This window comes from Biostraticola tofi, assembly GCF_004343195.1.
Classification (GTDB): domain Bacteria; phylum Pseudomonadota; class Gammaproteobacteria; order Enterobacterales; family Enterobacteriaceae; genus Biostraticola; species Biostraticola tofi.
Genome location: NZ_SMCR01000003.1, coordinates 412,567 through 430,727, shown reverse-complemented (window position 1 = coordinate 430,727; position 18,161 = coordinate 412,567). Strand labels below are relative to the sequence as shown.

The 18,161-nt window shown below is 54.4% G+C and carries 17 protein-coding genes; 14 read left to right on the top strand and 3 right to left on the bottom strand.

Annotation, left to right across the window (positions count from 1 at the left end):
* Positions 1-87 precede the first annotated feature (87 nt).
* Positions 88-1,728, top strand: a complete 1,641-nt coding sequence (locus tag EDC52_RS09345; protein ID WP_131865053.1) for an ABC transporter substrate-binding protein — start codon at positions 88-90, stop codon at positions 1,726-1,728.
* Between the two features lie 421 nt (positions 1,729-2,149).
* Positions 2,150-2,449, top strand: a complete 300-nt coding sequence (locus EDC52_RS09340) for a hypothetical protein (RefSeq protein WP_131865052.1) — start codon at positions 2,150-2,152, stop codon at positions 2,447-2,449.
* 69 nt (positions 2,450-2,518) lie between these two features.
* Here the strand turns inward: EDC52_RS09340 and EDC52_RS09335 are convergent, their stop codons facing one another.
* Positions 2,519-3,340: a hypothetical protein gene (locus tag EDC52_RS09335; RefSeq protein WP_131865051.1), complete on the bottom strand. Its 822-nt coding sequence runs from the start codon at positions 3,338-3,340 to the stop codon at positions 2,519-2,521.
* Positions 3,341-3,612: 272 nt separating this feature from the next.
* Between EDC52_RS09335 and EDC52_RS09330 the strand changes: the two genes are divergently transcribed.
* From EDC52_RS09330 to EDC52_RS09320, 3 genes are all read left to right on the top strand, one after another.
* A complete protein-coding gene (locus EDC52_RS09330; protein WP_131865050.1) occupies positions 3,613-4,872 on the top strand; it encodes an MFS transporter in 1,260 nt (419 codons plus the stop codon).
* On the top strand, positions 4,862-5,851 hold the full coding sequence (locus EDC52_RS09325) for a GlxA family transcriptional regulator (RefSeq protein WP_230467988.1): 990 nt from the start codon (positions 4,862-4,864) through the stop codon (positions 5,849-5,851). Before EDC52_RS09330 ends, EDC52_RS09325 begins: the two co-directional genes overlap by 11 nt.
* A gap of 279 nt (positions 5,852-6,130) precedes the next feature.
* A complete protein-coding gene (locus tag EDC52_RS09320; RefSeq protein WP_131865048.1) occupies positions 6,131-7,219 on the top strand; it encodes an adenosine deaminase in 1,089 nt (362 codons plus the stop codon).
* Positions 7,220-7,240: 21 nt separating this feature from the next.
* Here the strand turns inward: EDC52_RS09320 and EDC52_RS09315 are convergent, their stop codons facing one another.
* Positions 7,241-7,615, bottom strand: coding sequence for a hypothetical protein (locus EDC52_RS09315; protein ID WP_131865047.1), 375 nt, complete (start codon positions 7,613-7,615; stop codon positions 7,241-7,243).
* A 215-nt stretch (positions 7,616-7,830) separates the two neighbouring features.
* On the bottom strand, positions 7,831-8,301 hold the full coding sequence (gene mntR / locus EDC52_RS09310) for a manganese-binding transcriptional regulator MntR (RefSeq protein ID WP_131865046.1): 471 nt from the start codon (positions 8,299-8,301) through the stop codon (positions 7,831-7,833).
* A gap of 343 nt (positions 8,302-8,644) precedes the next feature.
* Between mntR and EDC52_RS09305 the strand changes: the two genes are divergently transcribed.
* The 9 genes from EDC52_RS09305 (at position 8,645) to EDC52_RS09265 (ending at position 18,149) form a co-directional block, all read left to right on the top strand.
* The gene (locus EDC52_RS09305) at positions 8,645-9,529 is read left to right on the top strand and encodes a metal ABC transporter substrate-binding protein (RefSeq protein WP_230468006.1); all 885 of its coding nucleotides are present in this window, start codon (positions 8,645-8,647) and stop codon (positions 9,527-9,529) included.
* Entirely contained in the window at positions 9,526-10,404 is an 879-nt protein-coding gene (locus EDC52_RS09300) for a manganese/iron ABC transporter ATP-binding protein (protein ID WP_131865044.1), read from the top strand. Before EDC52_RS09305 ends, EDC52_RS09300 begins: the two co-directional genes overlap by 4 nt.
* A complete protein-coding gene (locus EDC52_RS09295; protein WP_131865043.1) occupies positions 10,397-11,254 on the top strand; it encodes a metal ABC transporter permease in 858 nt (285 codons plus the stop codon). The genes EDC52_RS09300 and EDC52_RS09295 overlap by 8 nt, the downstream gene beginning before the upstream one ends.
* Entirely contained in the window at positions 11,254-12,111 is an 858-nt protein-coding gene (locus EDC52_RS09290) for a metal ABC transporter permease (RefSeq protein ID WP_131865042.1), read from the top strand. Before EDC52_RS09295 ends, EDC52_RS09290 begins: the two co-directional genes overlap by 1 nt.
* 213 nt (positions 12,112-12,324) lie before the next feature.
* Complete coding sequence (locus tag EDC52_RS09285) at positions 12,325-12,975, top strand: response regulator (RefSeq protein ID WP_131865041.1); 651 nt, start codon at positions 12,325-12,327, stop codon at positions 12,973-12,975.
* Positions 12,975-14,753, top strand: a complete 1,779-nt coding sequence (locus EDC52_RS09280; protein WP_131865040.1) for a sensor histidine kinase — start codon at positions 12,975-12,977, stop codon at positions 14,751-14,753. Before EDC52_RS09285 ends, EDC52_RS09280 begins: the two co-directional genes overlap by 1 nt.
* A gap of 69 nt (positions 14,754-14,822) precedes the next feature.
* Entirely contained in the window at positions 14,823-15,083 is a 261-nt protein-coding gene (locus tag EDC52_RS09275) for a hypothetical protein (protein ID WP_131865039.1), read from the top strand.
* A gap of 334 nt (positions 15,084-15,417) precedes the next feature.
* The gene (argG, locus tag EDC52_RS09270) at positions 15,418-16,755 is read left to right on the top strand and encodes an argininosuccinate synthase (RefSeq protein WP_131865038.1); all 1,338 of its coding nucleotides are present in this window, start codon (positions 15,418-15,420) and stop codon (positions 16,753-16,755) included.
* 167 nt (positions 16,756-16,922) lie between these two features.
* Positions 16,923-18,149 carry an FAD-dependent oxidoreductase gene (locus EDC52_RS09265; RefSeq protein ID WP_131865037.1) on the top strand — a complete coding sequence of 409 codons (1,227 nt, stop codon included), beginning with the start codon at positions 16,923-16,925 and terminating at the stop codon, positions 18,147-18,149.
* Positions 18,150-18,161 lie beyond the last annotated feature (12 nt).

The following is an 18,161-nucleotide window of genomic DNA, read 5'->3' as shown; positions in this document are numbered from 1 at the left end:
TGACCTTCTTCAATAATTACTGTAGTGAAAATAAGAACTGAATGAAATCACGTCAAAACGGTTCTTATTCGATGACAGGAGTTGCAGATGGAAGAGCAAGAGGTTGTATCGCACAAGAATAGGTTAAGGGTCTTATGCCTGCTCGGTGCAGCAATACCGGTCTGGAACAGCGCGGTAGCAGCCGAGGTTCCGGCCGGTACGGTGCTTGCCGAACGCCAGGAGCTGGTCGAGTCCAATGGTTCCGAACCGGCAACTCTCGACCCGCTTAAGGCGGAAAGCAATGTGGAAATGCATATACTGGCCGATTTTTTTGAACCCCTGCTGCATGTCAATGATGACGGTTCGCTGGAAGGCCGTCTGGCCCAGCGCTGGGAACAACCCACCCCGACCGAATACCTGTTTCATTTGCGACCGGGCATTAAATGGTCCAATGGCGAGCCAATCACCGCCGAACAGTGGGTATGGAGCTGGCAGCGACTGGTTAATCCTGCGAATGCCTCTCCCTTCGCTACCTACCTGGAATCGATGAACGTGCTCAATGCCGACGCCATCATCAAGGGCACCAAGCCGGTTGCGGATCTGGGGGTAAAAGCACTGGATGCCCAGACGGTACAGGTCACCCTTAATGCGCCGCTGCCCTGGTTTTTGCAGATGGTAGAGCAAGCTTCGTTATTTATCGTTAACCCGCAGACCGTGGAAAAATTTGGCGATAAATGGACCCAGCCGCAAAATATGGTCAGCAGTGGTGCCTATACCCTTTCTGAATGGTCTGTTAACGAGAAATTGGTAGGCGTGCGCAACCAACAGTATTGGGATAACGCAAAAACGGTGATCAATAAAATCACTTATCTGCCGATAAGCGCCGAAACTGCCGAAGTTAACCGCTACCGTGCCGGCGAGATTGATGTTACCGCCACCATTCCCACGACCCAGTTTGCCCAATTGAAAAAGAAGCTGGGTGACGAAGTGCGGGTGTCTCCCCTGCTGGCGACCTATTACTATGAATTCAATACCCAGAAACCGCCTTATGATGACGCTCGCGTGCGACGGGCGCTGAACATGGGGTTGGATAAAGATATCATCGCCGACAAAGTGGTCGGTCAGGGCCAGACCGCGGCCTGGCATTTTACGCCGCAGAATATCGCCGGCTATCACATTACCCCGGCCCCTTACAGTCAGTGGCCCAGGGAAAAACGCATTCAACAGGCGAGAAAGCTGTTGGCGGAGGCGGGTTTTGGCCCCCAAAACCCGCTGAAAGTGACGTTATTATTCAATACCAGTGAAAACCACCAGCGGATAGCCATTGCCGCGAGCTCTATGTGGAAGAAGAACCTGGGTGTCGAGGTGGAGATGAAAAACCAGGAATGGAAAACCATGCTTGATACCAAAAGAAGTGGTGATTACCAGTTGGTGCGATATGGCTGGATTGGTGGACTGGCTGGCCCGTCGACCTTTCTGAATAATTTCATGACCCATGACAGCAACAATTCATCCCACTTCTCCGACCGGCAATACGATGCGGCCATGAACCGCACTCTGACGGCAACAACACAGGCTGAACGGGAGATAAACTACAACCAGGCTGAAGCCATACTGGCGGAGCAGGCCCCGGCCATTCCGGTTTATCACTATGTACAACCTCAATTAGTCAAACCCTGGGTCGGTGGATTCAAGGCCTCTGCGTCGGGTGAATACTTCGCCCGACAAATGTATATCATCAAGCATTGATTCCCGCTTCAGATCAAAATTCGCCGGGCAGTTTGCTGCCATCATACTCTCCGGCGAAATAATAGTTCGCCTGGCGAAATAATAGTTCGCCTGGCGAGATATTACCCCCCCACGGTGGGGTTGCTTTATTGATGACAGGAACTTTAGAGCAGCCTATTTGTTTTCTACACGCTTATTTAACTTAAATAAAAAAACCATCATCACAAGACTTTAATCTATCAATTAATACGAAAAAAGAATTAAAATCCAGCATTGTCCGTATTCTTGACTTAATAGCGCATAACGCATTGCCCAGGCAGCATAATCATGACCTGGCAGTATTAAATTTTGTTATATTAATATCTTGAAAAAATATTTAGTTTCGATTATTTATTACAGCAACCACTAGTGAAGTCATAACTAATAATAAAAGGATATTCAAATGAACAGGAAATTTGCCGCCTGCCTGGTCTTTTCGGCTGTCACGCTATTAGCGGGCTGCAGTTCGACCCCTAATCAGCTGAAATTACATCAGGGAACCGCCAACTTGCTGGGCCTGGCATCCACCGATGAAGTCACCCTGAGTAATGTACAGAAAGGCACGCCTGATGCATTGGGCGGCAGTACCGTAACATTTGATGCGACTACCGCCAGGGGACGCAAATTTGCCTGCAAAACCTTTATGATTCCGGGGCTACTGGCAGAACCGAGCTATGGCGATTTCAGCTGTGCACAGAAATAACAGGAAGTGATTCTCAGGGCAGGGAGTGCCCGCCTTTTTCACAACATCAGCTCATTATTTTGCTCACGGTCAATTCAGCGGCAGTTCATGATCAAATTTGAACAGCAGTTCTATCTCTGTTATTTGCTCATCAATCGCTGTGAATCCCGTTTCAAACTCGCCCTCATAGAGCGTCCCGCAATATAAACTCAGGAGCAGCCTTTCCATCACGCCGGTAAATTCAAAAAGCCGCAGGTGTAAACTGATTAATTTTTCAGTGTCGGTTGAACTGGGGCGGTCTGGGGAGGGATTTTGGATACAGATACGCTTTGACAGACAAGTGACAAGATAATCTTCGCTGAGTTTCAGCGACATCATCAGGCAGGCTATTCCCTGATGAGCCCACTGGCTGTGCAAATGCTCCAGTTGCTGCTGAATATCACTGAGATAGCGATCATATCCCAACGTTGCATGGCGAAATGAGAGATCAAGCGGCGATACCAACGGATAACAAAACAGGCTCTCAGGTCTTTGCAGCAAGTGAGCCAGCCAGGGTCCCAGAGATCGGATTGTCGAGCCAAGGGCCCGGGCAGCGACGAAACGCTGCTCAATGGTTTGACCCTCGGGCTGACTGAACGACCGGTAACACTGCTCAATCATGGCGTTGAAACTATACAAACGGGTATGTAAAATATCGACATGACGTTCACAACCCAGCATCTCGCCAATCTCTTTTTGAACATCACTAAAACCCTTAATAAAGCCCTCCAGACCTTTTACCGGTTCCAGACGGTGTAAAGCCACAGCGTTGTTTAGCAGTGCCAGCAGGAATTTATCATATGGCTCCGGCGCCGGCGGCACCGGCATAAAACCAATTATCGGGATGAGTCCAGACCGACATACGCCATTCATTACTTCTCCTTAGCATGACAAAGAGGCATCTGGTGTGCAGCATAGCCCGGTTTCGGTAAATAACTTATTAACCTATGCAGCAGAATGATCCAAGTGGTGTGCATGCTGTGCAAAATCTGGCCGCTGGAATGGCGGCGCAAAAGCCCGGATAAACGCCGATTAAGCTCAGGCCAGATTAATTGAATGGCAGGATTTGAAGGATCGTTGTCAGTGAATCCCTGGCCCGGGTTATGATGATATAGCGGTTCACTATGCAACGAGATTAGCTAAAAATGTCGATAACATTTTCAGGGCTCAGCACCTATCTGCAGGCTAACGGCGGCAGGAATGCACTGATTCTCGCCCTATGTCAGGGCCTGTTTACCTGCGCCATTTCTATCGATTTAACGCTGACCGCGCTGGCCGGCTATCAGCTGGCGCCTGATAAAAACCTGGCCACCTTGCCGTTCGCCCTGATTACCGTGGCCGGCGCGGTATCCACGCTTTATGCCTCCCAACTGATACATCGACTGGGCCGCCAGCGCGGATTTATCCTTGGTTCGTTGATCGGCGCCGCCGGTGGGCTTATCTCGACGGTGGCGGTCTCCTACGGCAATTTTTGGCTGTTCTGTGCCGGAACCGCCGGCGTGGGTATTTATCAAGCCTTTGCCCAGTATTATCGACTGGCCGCAGCCGATTCGGTCAGCGCCGCCCGCAAAAGTCAGGCTATTTCCCTGGTGCTCACCGGCGGGGTGATTGCCGCCGTCCTCGGCCCGGCAGTAGCCTCATGGAGCCAAGGCCTATTTACCACCGGTATCTTTACCGGCGCCTATCTGATGGTGTTTGTCCTTTGCGTCCTCTCGGGCCTGCTGCTGCTGTTATACCGCCAAACGCCGACTGCAACTGCACCTGCCGCCATGCCGGCTGACGCGGCGTTACCGGCAAGGCCGCAACGGGAAGTCCTGCGGCAGCCGGTATTTATCGCGTCTATAGGCAATAATATTATCGGCGCGGTCACCATGATGTTCGTGATGACCGCCGCCCCGCTGGCGGCGATGGCCAGTCATCATTCGGTCAGCGATGGCGCATCAATCATTCAGTGGCATCTGGTGGGCATGTATGCCCCCTCCTTGATAACCGGTTACCTGATAAGCCGGCTAGGACTGCCGGTGATGCTATTCACCGGCATGCTGCTGAACCTGGTCTGCGTGGCGGTGGCAATGCTGTCTGAGAGTCTGGATGCCTTTTACGCCGCGCTGTTCTTCCTCGGGGTGGGCTGGAATTTCATGTTCGTTGGCGGAACCACTCTGCTCAGCAATGCCTGCCGACCGGCCGAACGGGCCCGTACCCAGGGTCTGGCGGAATTTATTCGCTATGGCGCAACCACAGTCGCTACACTTGCCGCCGGACCGGTACTGGCCTATTTTGGCTGGCAGACAGTCAACATCATTATTGTTCCCCTGATTATACTGGCGGCCTTGATGACCGCGTGGTGGGTATGGGATGAACGCGCCAAACAACAGGGCAAGCCGGAGGTTTCCATTGAGTCGTAGCCACAAAGGGACGCCGCATCGGCTGCTGGTTGTCATTTACCCGGGGGTAAACCTGCTGGATGTCACCGGCCCGATACAGGCATTTGAAGAAGCCAATCGTTTGCAGGATCCGCCCGGCAATGCCTATCGGGTCAAAGTGGCCTCTGTGGCCGGCGGGGCGGTTATCAGCGGAGCAGGATTGACGTTATGGAGTGAAGCGCTGGAGGCATGCCTCCCTGAAGACGTCGATACCCTGCTGCTGCCGGGCGGCAGTAGCAATGGCATCCCACCCGATCAGCCGGCAATCGCCGACTGGGTTCGCCGTCACGCCGGCCAGTTCGGCCGAATCTGCTCAGTGTGCACCGGCGCGTTTATTCTGGCTGAAAGCGGTCTGATGGAGGGCTGCAGGGTTACTACCCACTGGCGCTGGGCTGATGAACTGGCCGCCAGATATCCGTCGCTGCGCGTTGAGGCAGACGCTATTTTCCTGGAACAGGGCAATATCTGGTCCACCGCCGGCGTCACGGCGGGCATCGATTTGGCATTGGCGCTGATTGAACGTGATTACGGCCACCGGACCGCCATCAGTTGCGCCCGGGACATGGTAGTCTATATGAAACGGCCCGGCGGTCAGTCCCAGTATTCGGCTCCGCTGAGCGCCCAGTATGCTGACCAGGGGCTGTTTGCCGATCTGCACGCCTGGATCGCCAGTCATCTGGAAGATGATTTACGGATTGAACGGCTGGCAGAGGCCGCCTGCATGTCGCCACGCAATTTTGCCAGACTCTACGCCGCCACCATGGGGACGACCCCTGCCAAAACGGTGGAGCTTATGCGTCTCGAGGCCGCAAGGCTGGCGCTGGAGACAACCGGCAGCAGCATCAAAACCGTGGCCGACCAGGTGGGCCTACGCCATGAGCAAAATCTGCGCCGCTTGTTCCAGCGCCATTATGGCGTTAACCCCGCCCAGTATCGTCACCGCTTCTCGCTGGGCGGGTAATAGCGGCAAGCCGGTCTTCAGCGGTTGCATGCCGCCAGCGCCGGGCTGCCGACATTATCACTTTCCTGCCGGTGTTATCGCCGTTCCTCCCCAGGTTGCGGCGTAAGTGTTGCCGTAAAAGACGCCATTTAGGTTTAACGCAGTTGCATCTGCGTAAAATACCGTCATAAAGTCTTTGCCCCACGCGGCCTTGCTTGACAAAAAGGGTCGAACATCGTCTGATTTCTAGCTGTAGGACCTCACTCACTGCACAAGCACGACTTTTATGGATGCGCTTTCATGATTTCAAACCAGAATGTCCCGGTTGACACCACACCCGATACCCCACAGTCCACCAGTGCCGCCGCACGTCTGAAACTGAAGGAAAAAGTTGATCGGGCGCCCAAGGCCGAACTGCATATCCATATTGAAGGCTCCCTTGAGCCGGAATTGATCTTTTCACTGGCCGAACGTAACGGCATTACTCTGCCCTACTCCTCGGTAGAATCGTTGCAAGCCGCCTATGCCTTTACCAGTCTGCAATCGTTTTTGGATATCTACTATGCCGGCGCGAGTGTACTGATTCATGAAGAAGATTTCTACGATATGACCTGCGCCTATGTAGACCAGGCGCTGGACAACGGCATTATCCATAGCGAGATATTCTTTGATCCCCAGACGCATACCGTCAGAGGCGTCAGTATGGAAACCATGCTGGCCGGTATCGAACGAGGCCTGGCCGAGGGCGAAAAACGCGGCCTCAGCAGCCGTCTGATTCTCTGTTTCCTGCGTCATCTGTCTGAAGAAGATGCGCTGCGGACATTTAATCAGGCCCTGCCCTATTTTGAACAGTACGCCCATCGACTGATAGGTATCGGACTGGATTCTTCTGAGCTGGGGCATCCGCCGGCAAAATTCGCCCGGGTGTTCAGCCAGGCCCTCGGCAGAAAAATGCGGTTGGTCGCTCATGCCGGGGAAGAAGGTCCGGTCTCATATATTTATGAAGCGCTGGATATTCTCCGGGTGGAACGTATTGATCATGGCGTCCGCTGCCTGGAAGATCCTCAACTGGTTGAACGACTAGCCCAATCGCGTATCGCGCTGACGGTCTGCCCGCTGTCCAACCTGAAGCTGTGCGTCTTTGATTCCCTTTCCGACCACAACCTGAAAACCCTGCTGGAAAAAGGCGTTGCGGTAACGGTAAATTCGGACGATCCGGCGTATTTCGGCGGTCACGTCAACCAGAATTACCGGGCGCTGATCGATGCGCTGGATCTGACGGAACAGCAGTGCTACACCCTGCTGCGCAACAGCCTGGAGGCCTCATTCATTTCTGACGACAAACGCCAGGCGATGTATCGGCAACTGGATCATTTTTGGTTCAGTTGAGCGCATATAGGCGTCCATCTCTTAATGACGGAACCGGTACGATTCCAGGGTGAGGACTGATGACAGGCAAAAATCGATTTTCTGGTTTTGCTTCGCCACCTGGGCCAGCAGAATCCGGTAATCCGGCGCACTCAGCGGTACGGTGAACGCATCGACGCCGGTCAGGCTGCTTCTGATGGCAAACAGGGCGAGTCCGGGGCGAAACACCGGGTTGACCCATTCGATACGGGCATTGTCGTACATCTTGCCGCTGCAGGATTCGGCATCCAGCCGGGGGGGGATATCCGCCGCCTGAAAGCGACCGATAGCCGTCCCGACATGAGAATTCGCCATCGCCTGCAGGGACAGCGTCATTAGCATCACCGCAACTGCGGAAAGCAAAGGGGTTAAAAACACAGGGCACTCCCGAATTCTATCGTTTCAATCGTCGTGGGTTATCGCAAACGGATATCGCGGGGGTTATAGCACACAGAAAAACGATCTAACGGCAGAAAAGCGGCAGGTTATGTCGAAGGAGTAAAAACGTAACGGTTTGAGCGCTTACTTAACGATATTAGCGCTTACTGGAAGAGATACAGGCGGCGCAGTATCTCTGCCAGAATGAAGCGGCGCTAACCTTCAATGGTGTTACGCACGGTAAACGCTTTGAAAATCGACAAGGTCTCATCACTGACGTGATGTTCTATGCCCTCGGCATCACGTCGGGCGGTGTCCGGGCTGACACCGAGCGCCAGCAGAAAAGATTCCACGACATGATGGCGCGCTCGGCTCTGCTCCGCCAGAGCTTCGCCTTCGGGTGTGAGAAAAACCCCCCGGTAGGGTAATTGCTCAACCAGGCCGGCTGAATTAAGCCTTTTCAGCATCTTTGCAACGGTAGGCTGAGACACGCCCAGACGGGCCGCCAGATCGACCTGACGAGCCTCGCCGCAATCCCTTATCAGATCAGAAATAAGCTCGACATAGTCATCAATCAGCTCACGACGGTGGGCTTCACGCACCTGCAGGAAGCCCTGAACGTGTTCCTGCACATCCACAAGTTGCGTCAGTGGATCGGTCAGTTCTTTTTGATTATCAGGGGTCATGCTTTTCCTCAGTATTTACGGTCTCTTCTCTACCCGGCATTGGAGTAGGACCCTTATAGGCTGTGCATTGTAAACGAAGTGGGCACCAGGACAAAATTTTCAATAATTGCTTTTGCTATCTATTATAGCCTATGCTATACCTGTTTATTAAGCGAGCGGGATGATCCGCCCTGACCCACTCGCCACCGCCAAATCAATAACAACAATGACACCAGTACCGTTTTTTTTGAGTATCTCTCTTTAACGCCAACATGGGATCACCTATATGCCTATGCCTGTATCGCTGCAAAAATCCGGATTTCTATTACGGTCCCCTTTTACGCTACGACTGATGCTTATCGGTATGGTCATCTCCCTGTTCAGCGGCGCGCTGCAGGCAGAAGAGGCGAAGGCCAGAGCCGATAGCGGTAAGAAATTCAAAGTCATTACCACTTTCACGGTCATTCAGGATATTGCCCGCAATGTTGCCGGTGATGCGGCGGACGTCGAGTCCATCACCAAACCCGGGGCTGAAATTCATGATTATCAGCCAACACCGCGCGATATCGTCAAAACACAGTCAGCCGACCTGATTTTGTGGAACGGCCTGAATCTGGAAAGATGGTTCAGCCGTTTTTTTGAAAACGTTCATGACGTCCCGTCAGTAGTGGTCACCGAAGGCATCACGCCGTTGCCGATCCGTGAAGGTCCCTATAACGGCAATCCCAACCCGCATGCCTGGATGTCGCCGGCCAATGCCCGCATCTATGTGGAAAACATCCGTGCGGCCCTGGCCACGTATGATCCGGCCAATGCGGAGATCTACCAGCGCAACGCCGCGGCCTATATTCAGAAAATCAACCAGATCGATGCGCCGCTGCGCGCCCGTCTGGATAAGATTCCCGCTGCCCAGCGTTATCTGGTGACCAGCGAAGGGGCCTTCTCCTACCTGACGCGTGACTACAACCTGAAAGAAGCTTATCTCTGGCCGATTAATGCCGATGAACAGGGTACACCCCAGCAGGTTCGCCAGGTGATTGATATCGTCCGCGCCAACCAGATACCGGTGGTGTTCAGCGAAAGCACCATTTCCGATAAACCGGCGCGCCAGGTCAGCAAGGAAACCGGCGCCAAGTACGGCGGCGTACTGTATGTCGACTCCCTGTCTACCGCTAATGGCCCGGTGCCGACCTATATTGACCTGCTTAATTCCACCGTCAATACCATCGCCAAAGGATTCGGCAAATGAGTCAAGTCAGCCACCAGCCCGAGCTCAGGGTAGATAACATTACCGTCACCTATAACAATGGTCATACGGCGATAAGTGACGCCAGTTTCAGCCTGCAGGGCGGTACCCTCTGCGCGCTGGTCGGCATCAACGGCAGCGGTAAATCCACCTTGTTCAAAAGCATCATGGGTATGGTGAAGCCCTCCCGCGGCAGCGTCACATTGGACGGTCTGCCGGTAGCCCGGGCATTGCGTAAAAACCTGATTGCCTACGTGCCTCAGTCGGAAGAAGTCGATTGGAACTTCCCGGTGCTGGTCGAAGATGTGGTAATGATGGGCCGCTACGGCAAAATGTCTTTTATGCGTATCCCCTCCGCCGAGGATCGACGTCAGGTCGATACGGCCTTGGCTCGTGTCGGCATGACCGAACTGCGCGCACGCCAGATTGGTGAATTGTCGGGCGGCCAGCGCAAGCGGGTGTTCCTGGCCCGCGCATTGGCTCAGCAGGGCCGGGTGTTGCTGCTGGATGAGCCTTTCACCGGCGTCGATGTGCAAACCGAGAATGCCATTATCGATCTGCTGCGCGCGCTGCGAGATGAAGGCCATCTGGTGCTGGTTTCGACCCATAATCTGGGCAGCGTGCCTGAGTTTTGCGATCGGGTGGTCATGATCAATCGTACGGTGCTGGCTGCCGGCCTGACCGGCGACACCTTCACTCGTGAAAATCTTGAGCGGGTATTTGGCGGCGTGCTGCGCCACCTCAATCTTTCCGAGCTCCCGGCCGGCAATGGTCAGTCGCCGGCGGCAGACCGCCTGGATAATCGCCCCATAACATTACCGCAGCCGGAGTCGACCACAGTACGTCGGGTCGCCGGCGAGCATTATCATCATGATTGAACTCCTGCTGCAGCCGTTTGAATACAACTATATGGTCAAAGCCATCTGGGTAAGCGCCATCGTCGGCGCAGTCTGCGCCTTCCTTTCGGCCTATCTGATGCTCAAAGGCTGGTCGCTGATGGGCGATGCGCTGTCCCATTCAGTAGTGCCGGGGGTTGCCGGGGCTTATGCTTTGGGACTGCCCTATGCTGCCGGCGCATTTATTACCGGCATGCTGGCGGCATTGTCCATGACCCTGGTGCGGCATTTCACCCGTCTGCGCGAAGATGCTATCATCGGCTTCGTTTTCTCAACCTTCTTTGCCGTCGGGCTGCTTATTGTTTCGCTTAACCCTACCTCGGTGAATGTGCAGTCAATCCTGTTCGGCAATATCCTGGGTATCGACGACGCCGACGTTATCCAGGTGCAAATCATTATTGGTATTTCTTTCCTGGTACTTTGCGTTATCTGGAAAGATTTGCTGGCGACATTTTTCGATGAAAAACACGCTTCGTCCATCGGCCTGTCGCCACTTCGCCTGAAAATCATTTTCTTTACCCTACTTAGCGCCTGTACCGTCGCTGCCCTGCAGACCGTCGGCGCTATTTTGGTGATAGCAATGGTCATTACCCCAGGCGCCACCGCTTATCTGCTGACCGACCGCTTTCCCAGACTTATCATGATTTCCGTTATCACTGGTGCGGTAACCAGCGGGCTTGGCGCCTGGATAAGCTACTTCCTGAATGGCGCAACCGGTGGAGTCATCGTTACGCTGCAAACCCTGGTATTCCTGCTGGCTTTCTTTTTTGCACCCAAGCACGGGCTCTTGGCCAACCGGCGTCGCAATAAACAGCCCGGAGGTACGGCCTGATGGATATCATCCATTATCTGCTTGAGCCCCTGGCCTTTGACTTTATGCAACGTGCGCTGATTGCAGCGGTAGCCACCGGCATCGTTTGCGCCATCCTGTCCTGCTTTCTGGTTCTCAAAGGCTGGTCGCTGATGGGGGATGCCATCTCCCATGCCGTATTGCCCGGCATTGTACTGGCCTATCTTGCCGGCGTGCCGCTGATGTTCGGCGCGTTCGGATCAGGAATTTTTTGCGCCGCCGCCACCGGCTATATCAAGGATAACTGCCGGGTCAAAGAAGATACCGTCATGGGTATCGTTTACTCAGGCATGTTTGCATTGGGGCTGGTCATGTTTTCGCGTGTCGACTCCGATCAGCACCTTACCCATATCCTGTTCGGCAATGTGCTGGGCATTACCCATGCGGAGCTGACCCAGACGCTGGTCATCTCGCTGCTGGTATCGGTGATTATCTTGGTGAAACGCCGGGATCTGATGCTTTACTGTTTCGATCCGGCGCAGGCAAAGGTGCTGGGATTGTCGGTCAAGCTATTGCACTATGGCCTGCTATGCCTGCTGGCGCTGGCCATTGTCGCCTCATTGCAGGCGGTCGGCGTGATACTGGTCATCGCCATGCTGATATCTCCCGGCATTACCGCCTTTCAGCTTTGTCGCAGCTTTGATCGGATGCTTATCGTCGCCACGCTGGTATCGGTATTCTCCTGTATTGCCGGCACCCTGGTCAGCTTTTATATCGATGCCGCCACCGGCCCCTGCATCGTTATCATCCAGGCCATCATTTTCCTGGTAGTGCAGATGAAGGTTTCATATAAGCGCCGCCGGCAGTCGCTGCAGGCAAAACGCAGCGCCCTGTTATAAGCCAAAATAGGCCTCTCAAGGCGTCAGTGTTCCCGCACTGGCGCACTCGCCCTATGCCGATGTCCGGCTGACTTTTTGATACTTGAAACGAAATTTCCGCCGGAATGATTCAAACGCTTGTCATTATTTTTTGGTAGTGTAATTTGAATAATTATTACTTACTCTCGCAACTACCTGCCATCCCCGATCGATGCCTGATCAACGAGCGCAATCATGAATACTGGCACTATAAAGGTGTTACTGGTAGAAGATGACGAAGCTATGCGACGGGAATTCGAGTCCATGGTTGCTTCGCACCCTGACTTAAGCCTTTGCGGCAGTGCGGCTAACCTAGCAGAGGCCCGGCTGCTGCTGGCTCAGAAAACACCCGATGTGGCGCTGGTTGATTTGGGCCTGCCTGATGGCGACGGCGTCGAGCTCATCGCCTGGCTGCAGCAGCAGCGGCCACATACCACGGTATTGGTGGCCACTATTTTCGGCGATGAAGCGCATGTTGTCAGGGCCATTGAAGCCGGAGCTCGTGGCTATCTACTCAAGGATACCGCGATTGACGAATTCGCCCGCGGCATCAAATTACTGCAGCAGGGCGGCGCACCCCTGTCACCGCAGATTGCCCGGCATTTGCTTAAACGGTTCAGTCCCAGTGAAAAAATCTCACCCCGCAGCGAAATAGATAGCCTTACCGCCAGGGAAATCGATATTCTTCGTCATATATCTCAAGGGTACAGTGTCAGCGAAACCGCCAAGAATATGAACATCTCGACCCATACCGTGGCTACCCATATCAAAAATATCTACAGCAAACTGGCCGTACACAATAGGGTCGCCGCCATCATCCAGGCTCGCATCCAGGGCTTTATCTGATGAAAAAAAGCGGCAGTCGTGGTAAACGGCTGCTGATTGCGCTGTTTTTGACCCTGCTGTTCTGGGGGATTGCATCCTGGGCGGCGACCAGCTTGCCGGAAACTCTACGCCTGGAATCCGCCCGTTTTATTGTCAGCGACTCGGCTACGCCACCCGATGACATCGGTGAATCGGTAAAGCTGCCGGATAATTGGCGACTGCGCACTCCAGCGCTGAACGGCTTTGCCTGGTATCGGCTGCCGTTCACTCTGGATAGTGTGCCTGATCGTCCGCTGGCGGTATATCTACCACATCTGTCGGTGGCCGGTGAACTATGGCTGAATGGTTCCCTGCTTACGCCAGGCGTTCGCTTTGGCGATGGCGCGCGGGGCCGGCCGATGAGCGATGAGCCGCTGTATGTGGTGCTTCCCAGCGGGTTATTTCATGCTGGCGTGAATGAACTGGCGATTCGCGTACAGGGAAACAGCGCGGTCAGCAGCGGCATATCGGCGCTATCGCTGGGCGAAGCAGAGACACTGCATGACATCTGGTTCGGCCGATATCTGATTCAGGTCATCAGCCCCTATGTGATTCTGCTGCTGATGACCGGGTCGGTTTTTTTTCTGCTGGCATATACCTGGCGACAGCGTCGGCTGTTTATCTTGCAGCTGGCGCTGCTGCTGTCACTGCTGGGATTGATGAGCTATCTGTCGACGATGGCGGTCGGCGTCGGCACCAGCCAGGGGCTGAGGATAATCGCCACCACCTTGCTGTTCTGGGTGCTGTCTCTGGCAGGATGGCGGCTGGCAGCCGGCAAATGGCGCTGGTTCGAACCGCTGCTGCACGCCACATCGGCTGTTATTCTACTGATAACCTTAATCTATATCGCCCGAGGTGAGGCCAGCGATCGCCTGTGGCTGCTCACCTGGCCGCATATCGGGCTGCGGATGCTGGTCATCGGTCAGATGTGTTACCAAGGCTTTCGGCTCGGATCGGCCAAGTTATGGCTGCTGGCAGCAACGGCTTTTATCTGGAATCTATCAATTGCCCAGTCTAATCTTGTCATGATGGACTGGCTGCAGTGGGATAGCTACAGATTGAGTTTTATTGGCGCCCTGCCCTTCAGCCTGGTATTGATTTATCGGCTTGCCGAGCGTTTTATTGCCGATCATGATGAGAACCGGCGTCAGCAGCGGGCGGCGATCATTACAGAACGCTCACGGATATTGCAGGATATGCATGACGGCATGGGCGCGCATTTGATAACCGCCTTGCGCCTTGCCCGTCGGCAGGACAGCAGTCGGGAACAACTGGCGCGCTATATTGAAGAATCGCTGCAGGATCTGCGGCTCATAATCGACTCGCTGGATTTGACCGAGCAGGACTTGTTGCCGCTGCTGGGCAACCTGCGTTTTCGCCTTGAACCCAGACTGCAAGCACTCGGTATTCGCCTTGAGTGGCGTGTAACCCCTTTACCGCTGCTGCCCGATCTGACGCCCGACGCGGCCCTGTCTATCCTGCGCATTGTCCAGGAAGCGGTCAATAATGTTATCCAGCATGCACAGTCCTCCTGCATAACGCTGACGGTAATACCGGCCGGCAGATATATCCGCATTGTTATCAGCGATGACGGCAACGGGTTGATACCGGCCGACAGCCATCCTGGCTCGCGCGGATTAAATGGCATGCGGACCCGAGCAGAAAAAATAGGCGCGGCGTTAGCGATAAACGGTGGCGCAAGCGGTACCCAGGTTGAGCTGTTGTTTCCTATAACGCCTGCTGCGCTGTCCAATAGATAGCGAATACCCTGAACAGGGTATGCGTTACCCCCTTTCTCATGCCTAGAATCATTCCGATATTGAGCTTGTATGCTTCAAGCTCAAGCGGCATTGCCTGCCCTTGCAGCGGGATGCAACGCCAAAAACAAAAATAACAGGCCTGGACCACCCTCAGACATCACCGGAAATCTTACTATGCAAACAATCCTTTCAGTTGTCGGACTACTTTCACTCATCGCCCTGATGATCTTTTCATTGTTGATGCACCAGCGCACCAAAAGCAGGCACCGCTTACCCAACCGCTTCAGTGAGATGAAGCACCGAAAGAAGTATCGCTTGTTGAATGAATAACTGCCTTAAGCTATCGCCGGGCAACACTGTGCCGGCGATGTAGCTGAATCGATATAGCTCAAACTGTCACATTAACAATTGCGCACGCCACCCTCGTCAATTTCGAATATAAATTCATAAAAATCGCAAAAATATGCATTGGCATTTGCGGCAGAGTTTCTTACACTAGCGTCAGGGTGGTCCTGCCGCCAAGGAACGACGCAAACGGCAGAGGCTAAATTGCGGAAAATCCCGCATTTTCAAGGCAAAGAGCTTTGACTGCCACTGTTAAATTGAGTTATCACTTAGGTGGGCAATCAATTCTTTCGCAGGGTATTTTAAAGGGCGTACATCAATGGAAACAATTCTCAGGCACCTACCGGTTAATCAACGCGTCGGCATTGCTTTCTCAGGGGGGCTGGATACCAGCGCTGCGCTGTTGTGGATGCGTAAAAAAGGCGCGGTTCCTTATGCCTACACTGCAAACCTCGGTCAGCCGGATGAGGACGACTATGATGCCATCCCGCGTCATGCGATGGAGTACGGTGCCGAGAAAGCGCGCCTGATTGACTGCCGCAAGCAGCTGGTCGCCGAAGGCCTGGCTGCGCTGCAGTGCGGCGCATTCCATAACACCACCGCCGGCGTGACCTATTTCAACACCACCCCGCTGGGCCGTGCGGTAACCGGCACCATGCTGGTCGCCGCAATGAAAGAAGACGGCGTCAATATCTGGGGTGACGGCAGCACCTACAAGGGCAATGATATTGAGCGCTTCTATCGCTATGGCTTGCTGACCAACGCTGAGCTCAAGATTTACAAGCCCTGGCTGGATACTGACTTTATCGATGAGCTGGGCGGCCGTCATGAGATGTCGGTATTTATGAACGAAGCCGGTTTTGCCTACAAAATGTCGGCTGAAAAGGCCTATTCGACTGACTCCAATATTCTTGGCGCCACCCATGAAGCCAAGGAGCTGGAATACCTTAATTCCAGCGTTAAAATCGTCAATCCGATTATGGGGGTCAAATTCTGGGACGAGTCTGTCAAGGTGCCGGCCGAGGAAGTGACCGTGCGTTTCGAGCGTGGCCTGCCGGTCGCGATCAATGGCGTGACGTTTACAGACCAGGTAGAGCTGATGCTGGAAGCCAACCGAGTCGGCGGCCGGCACGGTCTTGGCATGAGCGATCAAATCGAAAACCGCATCATCGAGGCCAAGAGCCGCGGCATCTATGAGGCTCCGGGCATGGCACTGCTGCATATCGCCTACGAGCGACTGGTCACCGGCATCCATAACGAAGACACCATAGAGCAGTATCATGCCAGCGGGCGTCAGCTGGGCCGCCTGCTGTACCAGGGCCGCTGGTTTGATCCGCAGGCGCTAATGCTGCGTGATTCTCTGCAGCGCTGGGTAGCCAGCGCCGTCACCGGTGAAGTGACGCTGGAACTGCGCCGTGGCAATGACTACTCCATTTTGAATACCGTATCGGATAATCTGACCTATATGGCCGAACGCCTAACCATGGAAAAGGGCGAGTCCACCTTCTCTCCAGAGGACCGTATCGGCCAGTTGACGATGCGCAATCTGGATATAACCGATACCCGAGAAAAGCTCATCAATTATATCAGTACTGGCCTACTGTCTGCGCCGGACGAAACCGGCCTGCCGCAGCTGGATGATAAACAGGGTAAGTAAACCGGCGGTGTGATTCAGCTGCGCCCATCGGCCGGACGTCGCGGCCGATGGGCGTTGAAACGGGCCAAGACTAAGAGTGACGCTTTATTAATCATCAGCCGGGCGCTTACAGGACAGCGGTTTAAAGACTATGATGAATATCATCTTTATTCCGGGCTGAATCTGCCATGACCGATGTGCTGCAAACACCTGAAAACCATACCACCTGCTGTATTGTCGGCGGCGGACCGGCCGGACTGATGCTGGGCTACCTGCTGGCGCGTGCCGGCATCAACGTCACGGTACTGGAAAAACATGCTGATTTTCTTCGTGATTTCCGCGGTGATACCATCCATCCTTCTACGCTTGAGATCATGCATCATCTCGGGCTGCTGGATGAATTCCTTACCCTACCCCATCAGCGAGTTGAAAGGCTGGAGAGTGAAAAGAATGGTCGCACCACCACCCTGGCGGATTTCACCCGATTACCGACCCGGTGCAAATTCATGGCATTTATGCCCCAGTGGGACTTTCTGAACTTTCTGGCTAATAAAGCATCAACTCTGCCGTCGTTTGCCCTGCATAAGCAGACCCGAGTCAGCGCCTTGCTGAAAACTAATGGCCGGGTGACAGGCGTCGCCTGCCATGGGCCTGATGGCGTAGAGCGCATTATCCACGCCCGTCTGGTGGTCGGCGCCGATGGTCGACAGTCAGTGGTGCGTGAGCTGGCCGCCCTGCCCCGGCGTGAATTCGGCGCCCCAAGAGATGTATTATGGCTTAAGCTGCCACGTCGTAGTGAAGATCAAGCCAGGGCCAGTGGGCATGGCGGACCCAGCAATAATTTCATCCTGCTGGATCGCGGGGACTATTGGCAGTGCGGCGTAAGCATTGCCAAAGGCAGCTATCCGGCACTGCGCCAGCGGCCACTCGGCCATTTGCTGGCCGACATCGCGGCCGTTTCCCCCTTCAGCCTGGAACGATTTGAGCAGGAGATTACTCACTGGGAACAGGTTAAGCTGCTGGATATTCGCATTGACCGCCTTGAACAATGGGCCGCCCCCGGGCTACTGTGTATTGGAGATGCCGCTCATGCCATGTCGCCTATCGGTGGCGTCGGGGTTAACCTTGCCATCCAGGATGCGGTGGCGGCGGCTAATCTGCTGGTAGCGCCGCTGAGAAACGGGTCCGTCAGCCTGCGCCAGCTCAGCCGGGTACAGCGCCGTCGCCGGTTTCCGACCTGGGCATTACAAAAGATCCAGCTTATGATGACCCGCAAAGGCGACCGACCTGCTGATGCACCTGTGCGCCACCCCCCTGCGTTGGCCCGCTGGCTGCGACGACGACCCTGGTTGCCGTTGCTGGCCGGACGTATTATCGGCATGGGCTTCCAAAGGGAGGTCCCTCGCCTTGACTGAATGCCCCTGTGG

Coding starts and splice junctions, on each gene's coding strand:
- EDC52_RS09305 (WP_230468006.1), top strand. CDS start 8,645: ATGGTCATCTCCCTGTTCAGCGGCGCGCTGCAGGCAGAAGAGGCGAAG.
- EDC52_RS09280 (WP_131865040.1), top strand. CDS start 12,975: ATGAAAAAAAGCGGCAGTCGTGGTAAACGGCTGCTGATTGCGCTGTTT.
- EDC52_RS09290 (WP_131865042.1), top strand. CDS start 11,254: ATGGATATCATCCATTATCTGCTTGAGCCCCTGGCCTTTGACTTTATG.
- argG (WP_131865038.1), top strand. CDS start 15,418: ATGGAAACAATTCTCAGGCACCTACCGGTTAATCAACGCGTCGGCATT.
- mntR (WP_131865046.1), bottom strand. CDS start 8,301: ATGACCCCTGATAATCAAAAAGAACTGACCGATCCACTGACGCAACTT.
- EDC52_RS09335 (WP_131865051.1), bottom strand. CDS start 3,340: ATGAATGGCGTATGTCGGTCTGGACTCATCCCGATAATTGGTTTTATG.
- EDC52_RS09340 (WP_131865052.1), top strand. CDS start 2,150: ATGAACAGGAAATTTGCCGCCTGCCTGGTCTTTTCGGCTGTCACGCTA.
- EDC52_RS09320 (WP_131865048.1), top strand. CDS start 6,131: ATGATTTCAAACCAGAATGTCCCGGTTGACACCACACCCGATACCCCA.
- EDC52_RS09330 (WP_131865050.1), top strand. CDS start 3,613: ATGTCGATAACATTTTCAGGGCTCAGCACCTATCTGCAGGCTAACGGC.
- EDC52_RS09265 (WP_131865037.1), top strand. CDS start 16,923: ATGACCGATGTGCTGCAAACACCTGAAAACCATACCACCTGCTGTATT.
- EDC52_RS09300 (WP_131865044.1), top strand. CDS start 9,526: ATGAGTCAAGTCAGCCACCAGCCCGAGCTCAGGGTAGATAACATTACC.
- EDC52_RS09285 (WP_131865041.1), top strand. CDS start 12,325: ATGAATACTGGCACTATAAAGGTGTTACTGGTAGAAGATGACGAAGCT.
- EDC52_RS09345 (WP_131865053.1), top strand. CDS start 88: ATGGAAGAGCAAGAGGTTGTATCGCACAAGAATAGGTTAAGGGTCTTA.
- EDC52_RS09275 (WP_131865039.1), top strand. CDS start 14,823: ATGCTTCAAGCTCAAGCGGCATTGCCTGCCCTTGCAGCGGGATGCAAC.
- EDC52_RS09295 (WP_131865043.1), top strand. CDS start 10,397: ATGATTGAACTCCTGCTGCAGCCGTTTGAATACAACTATATGGTCAAA.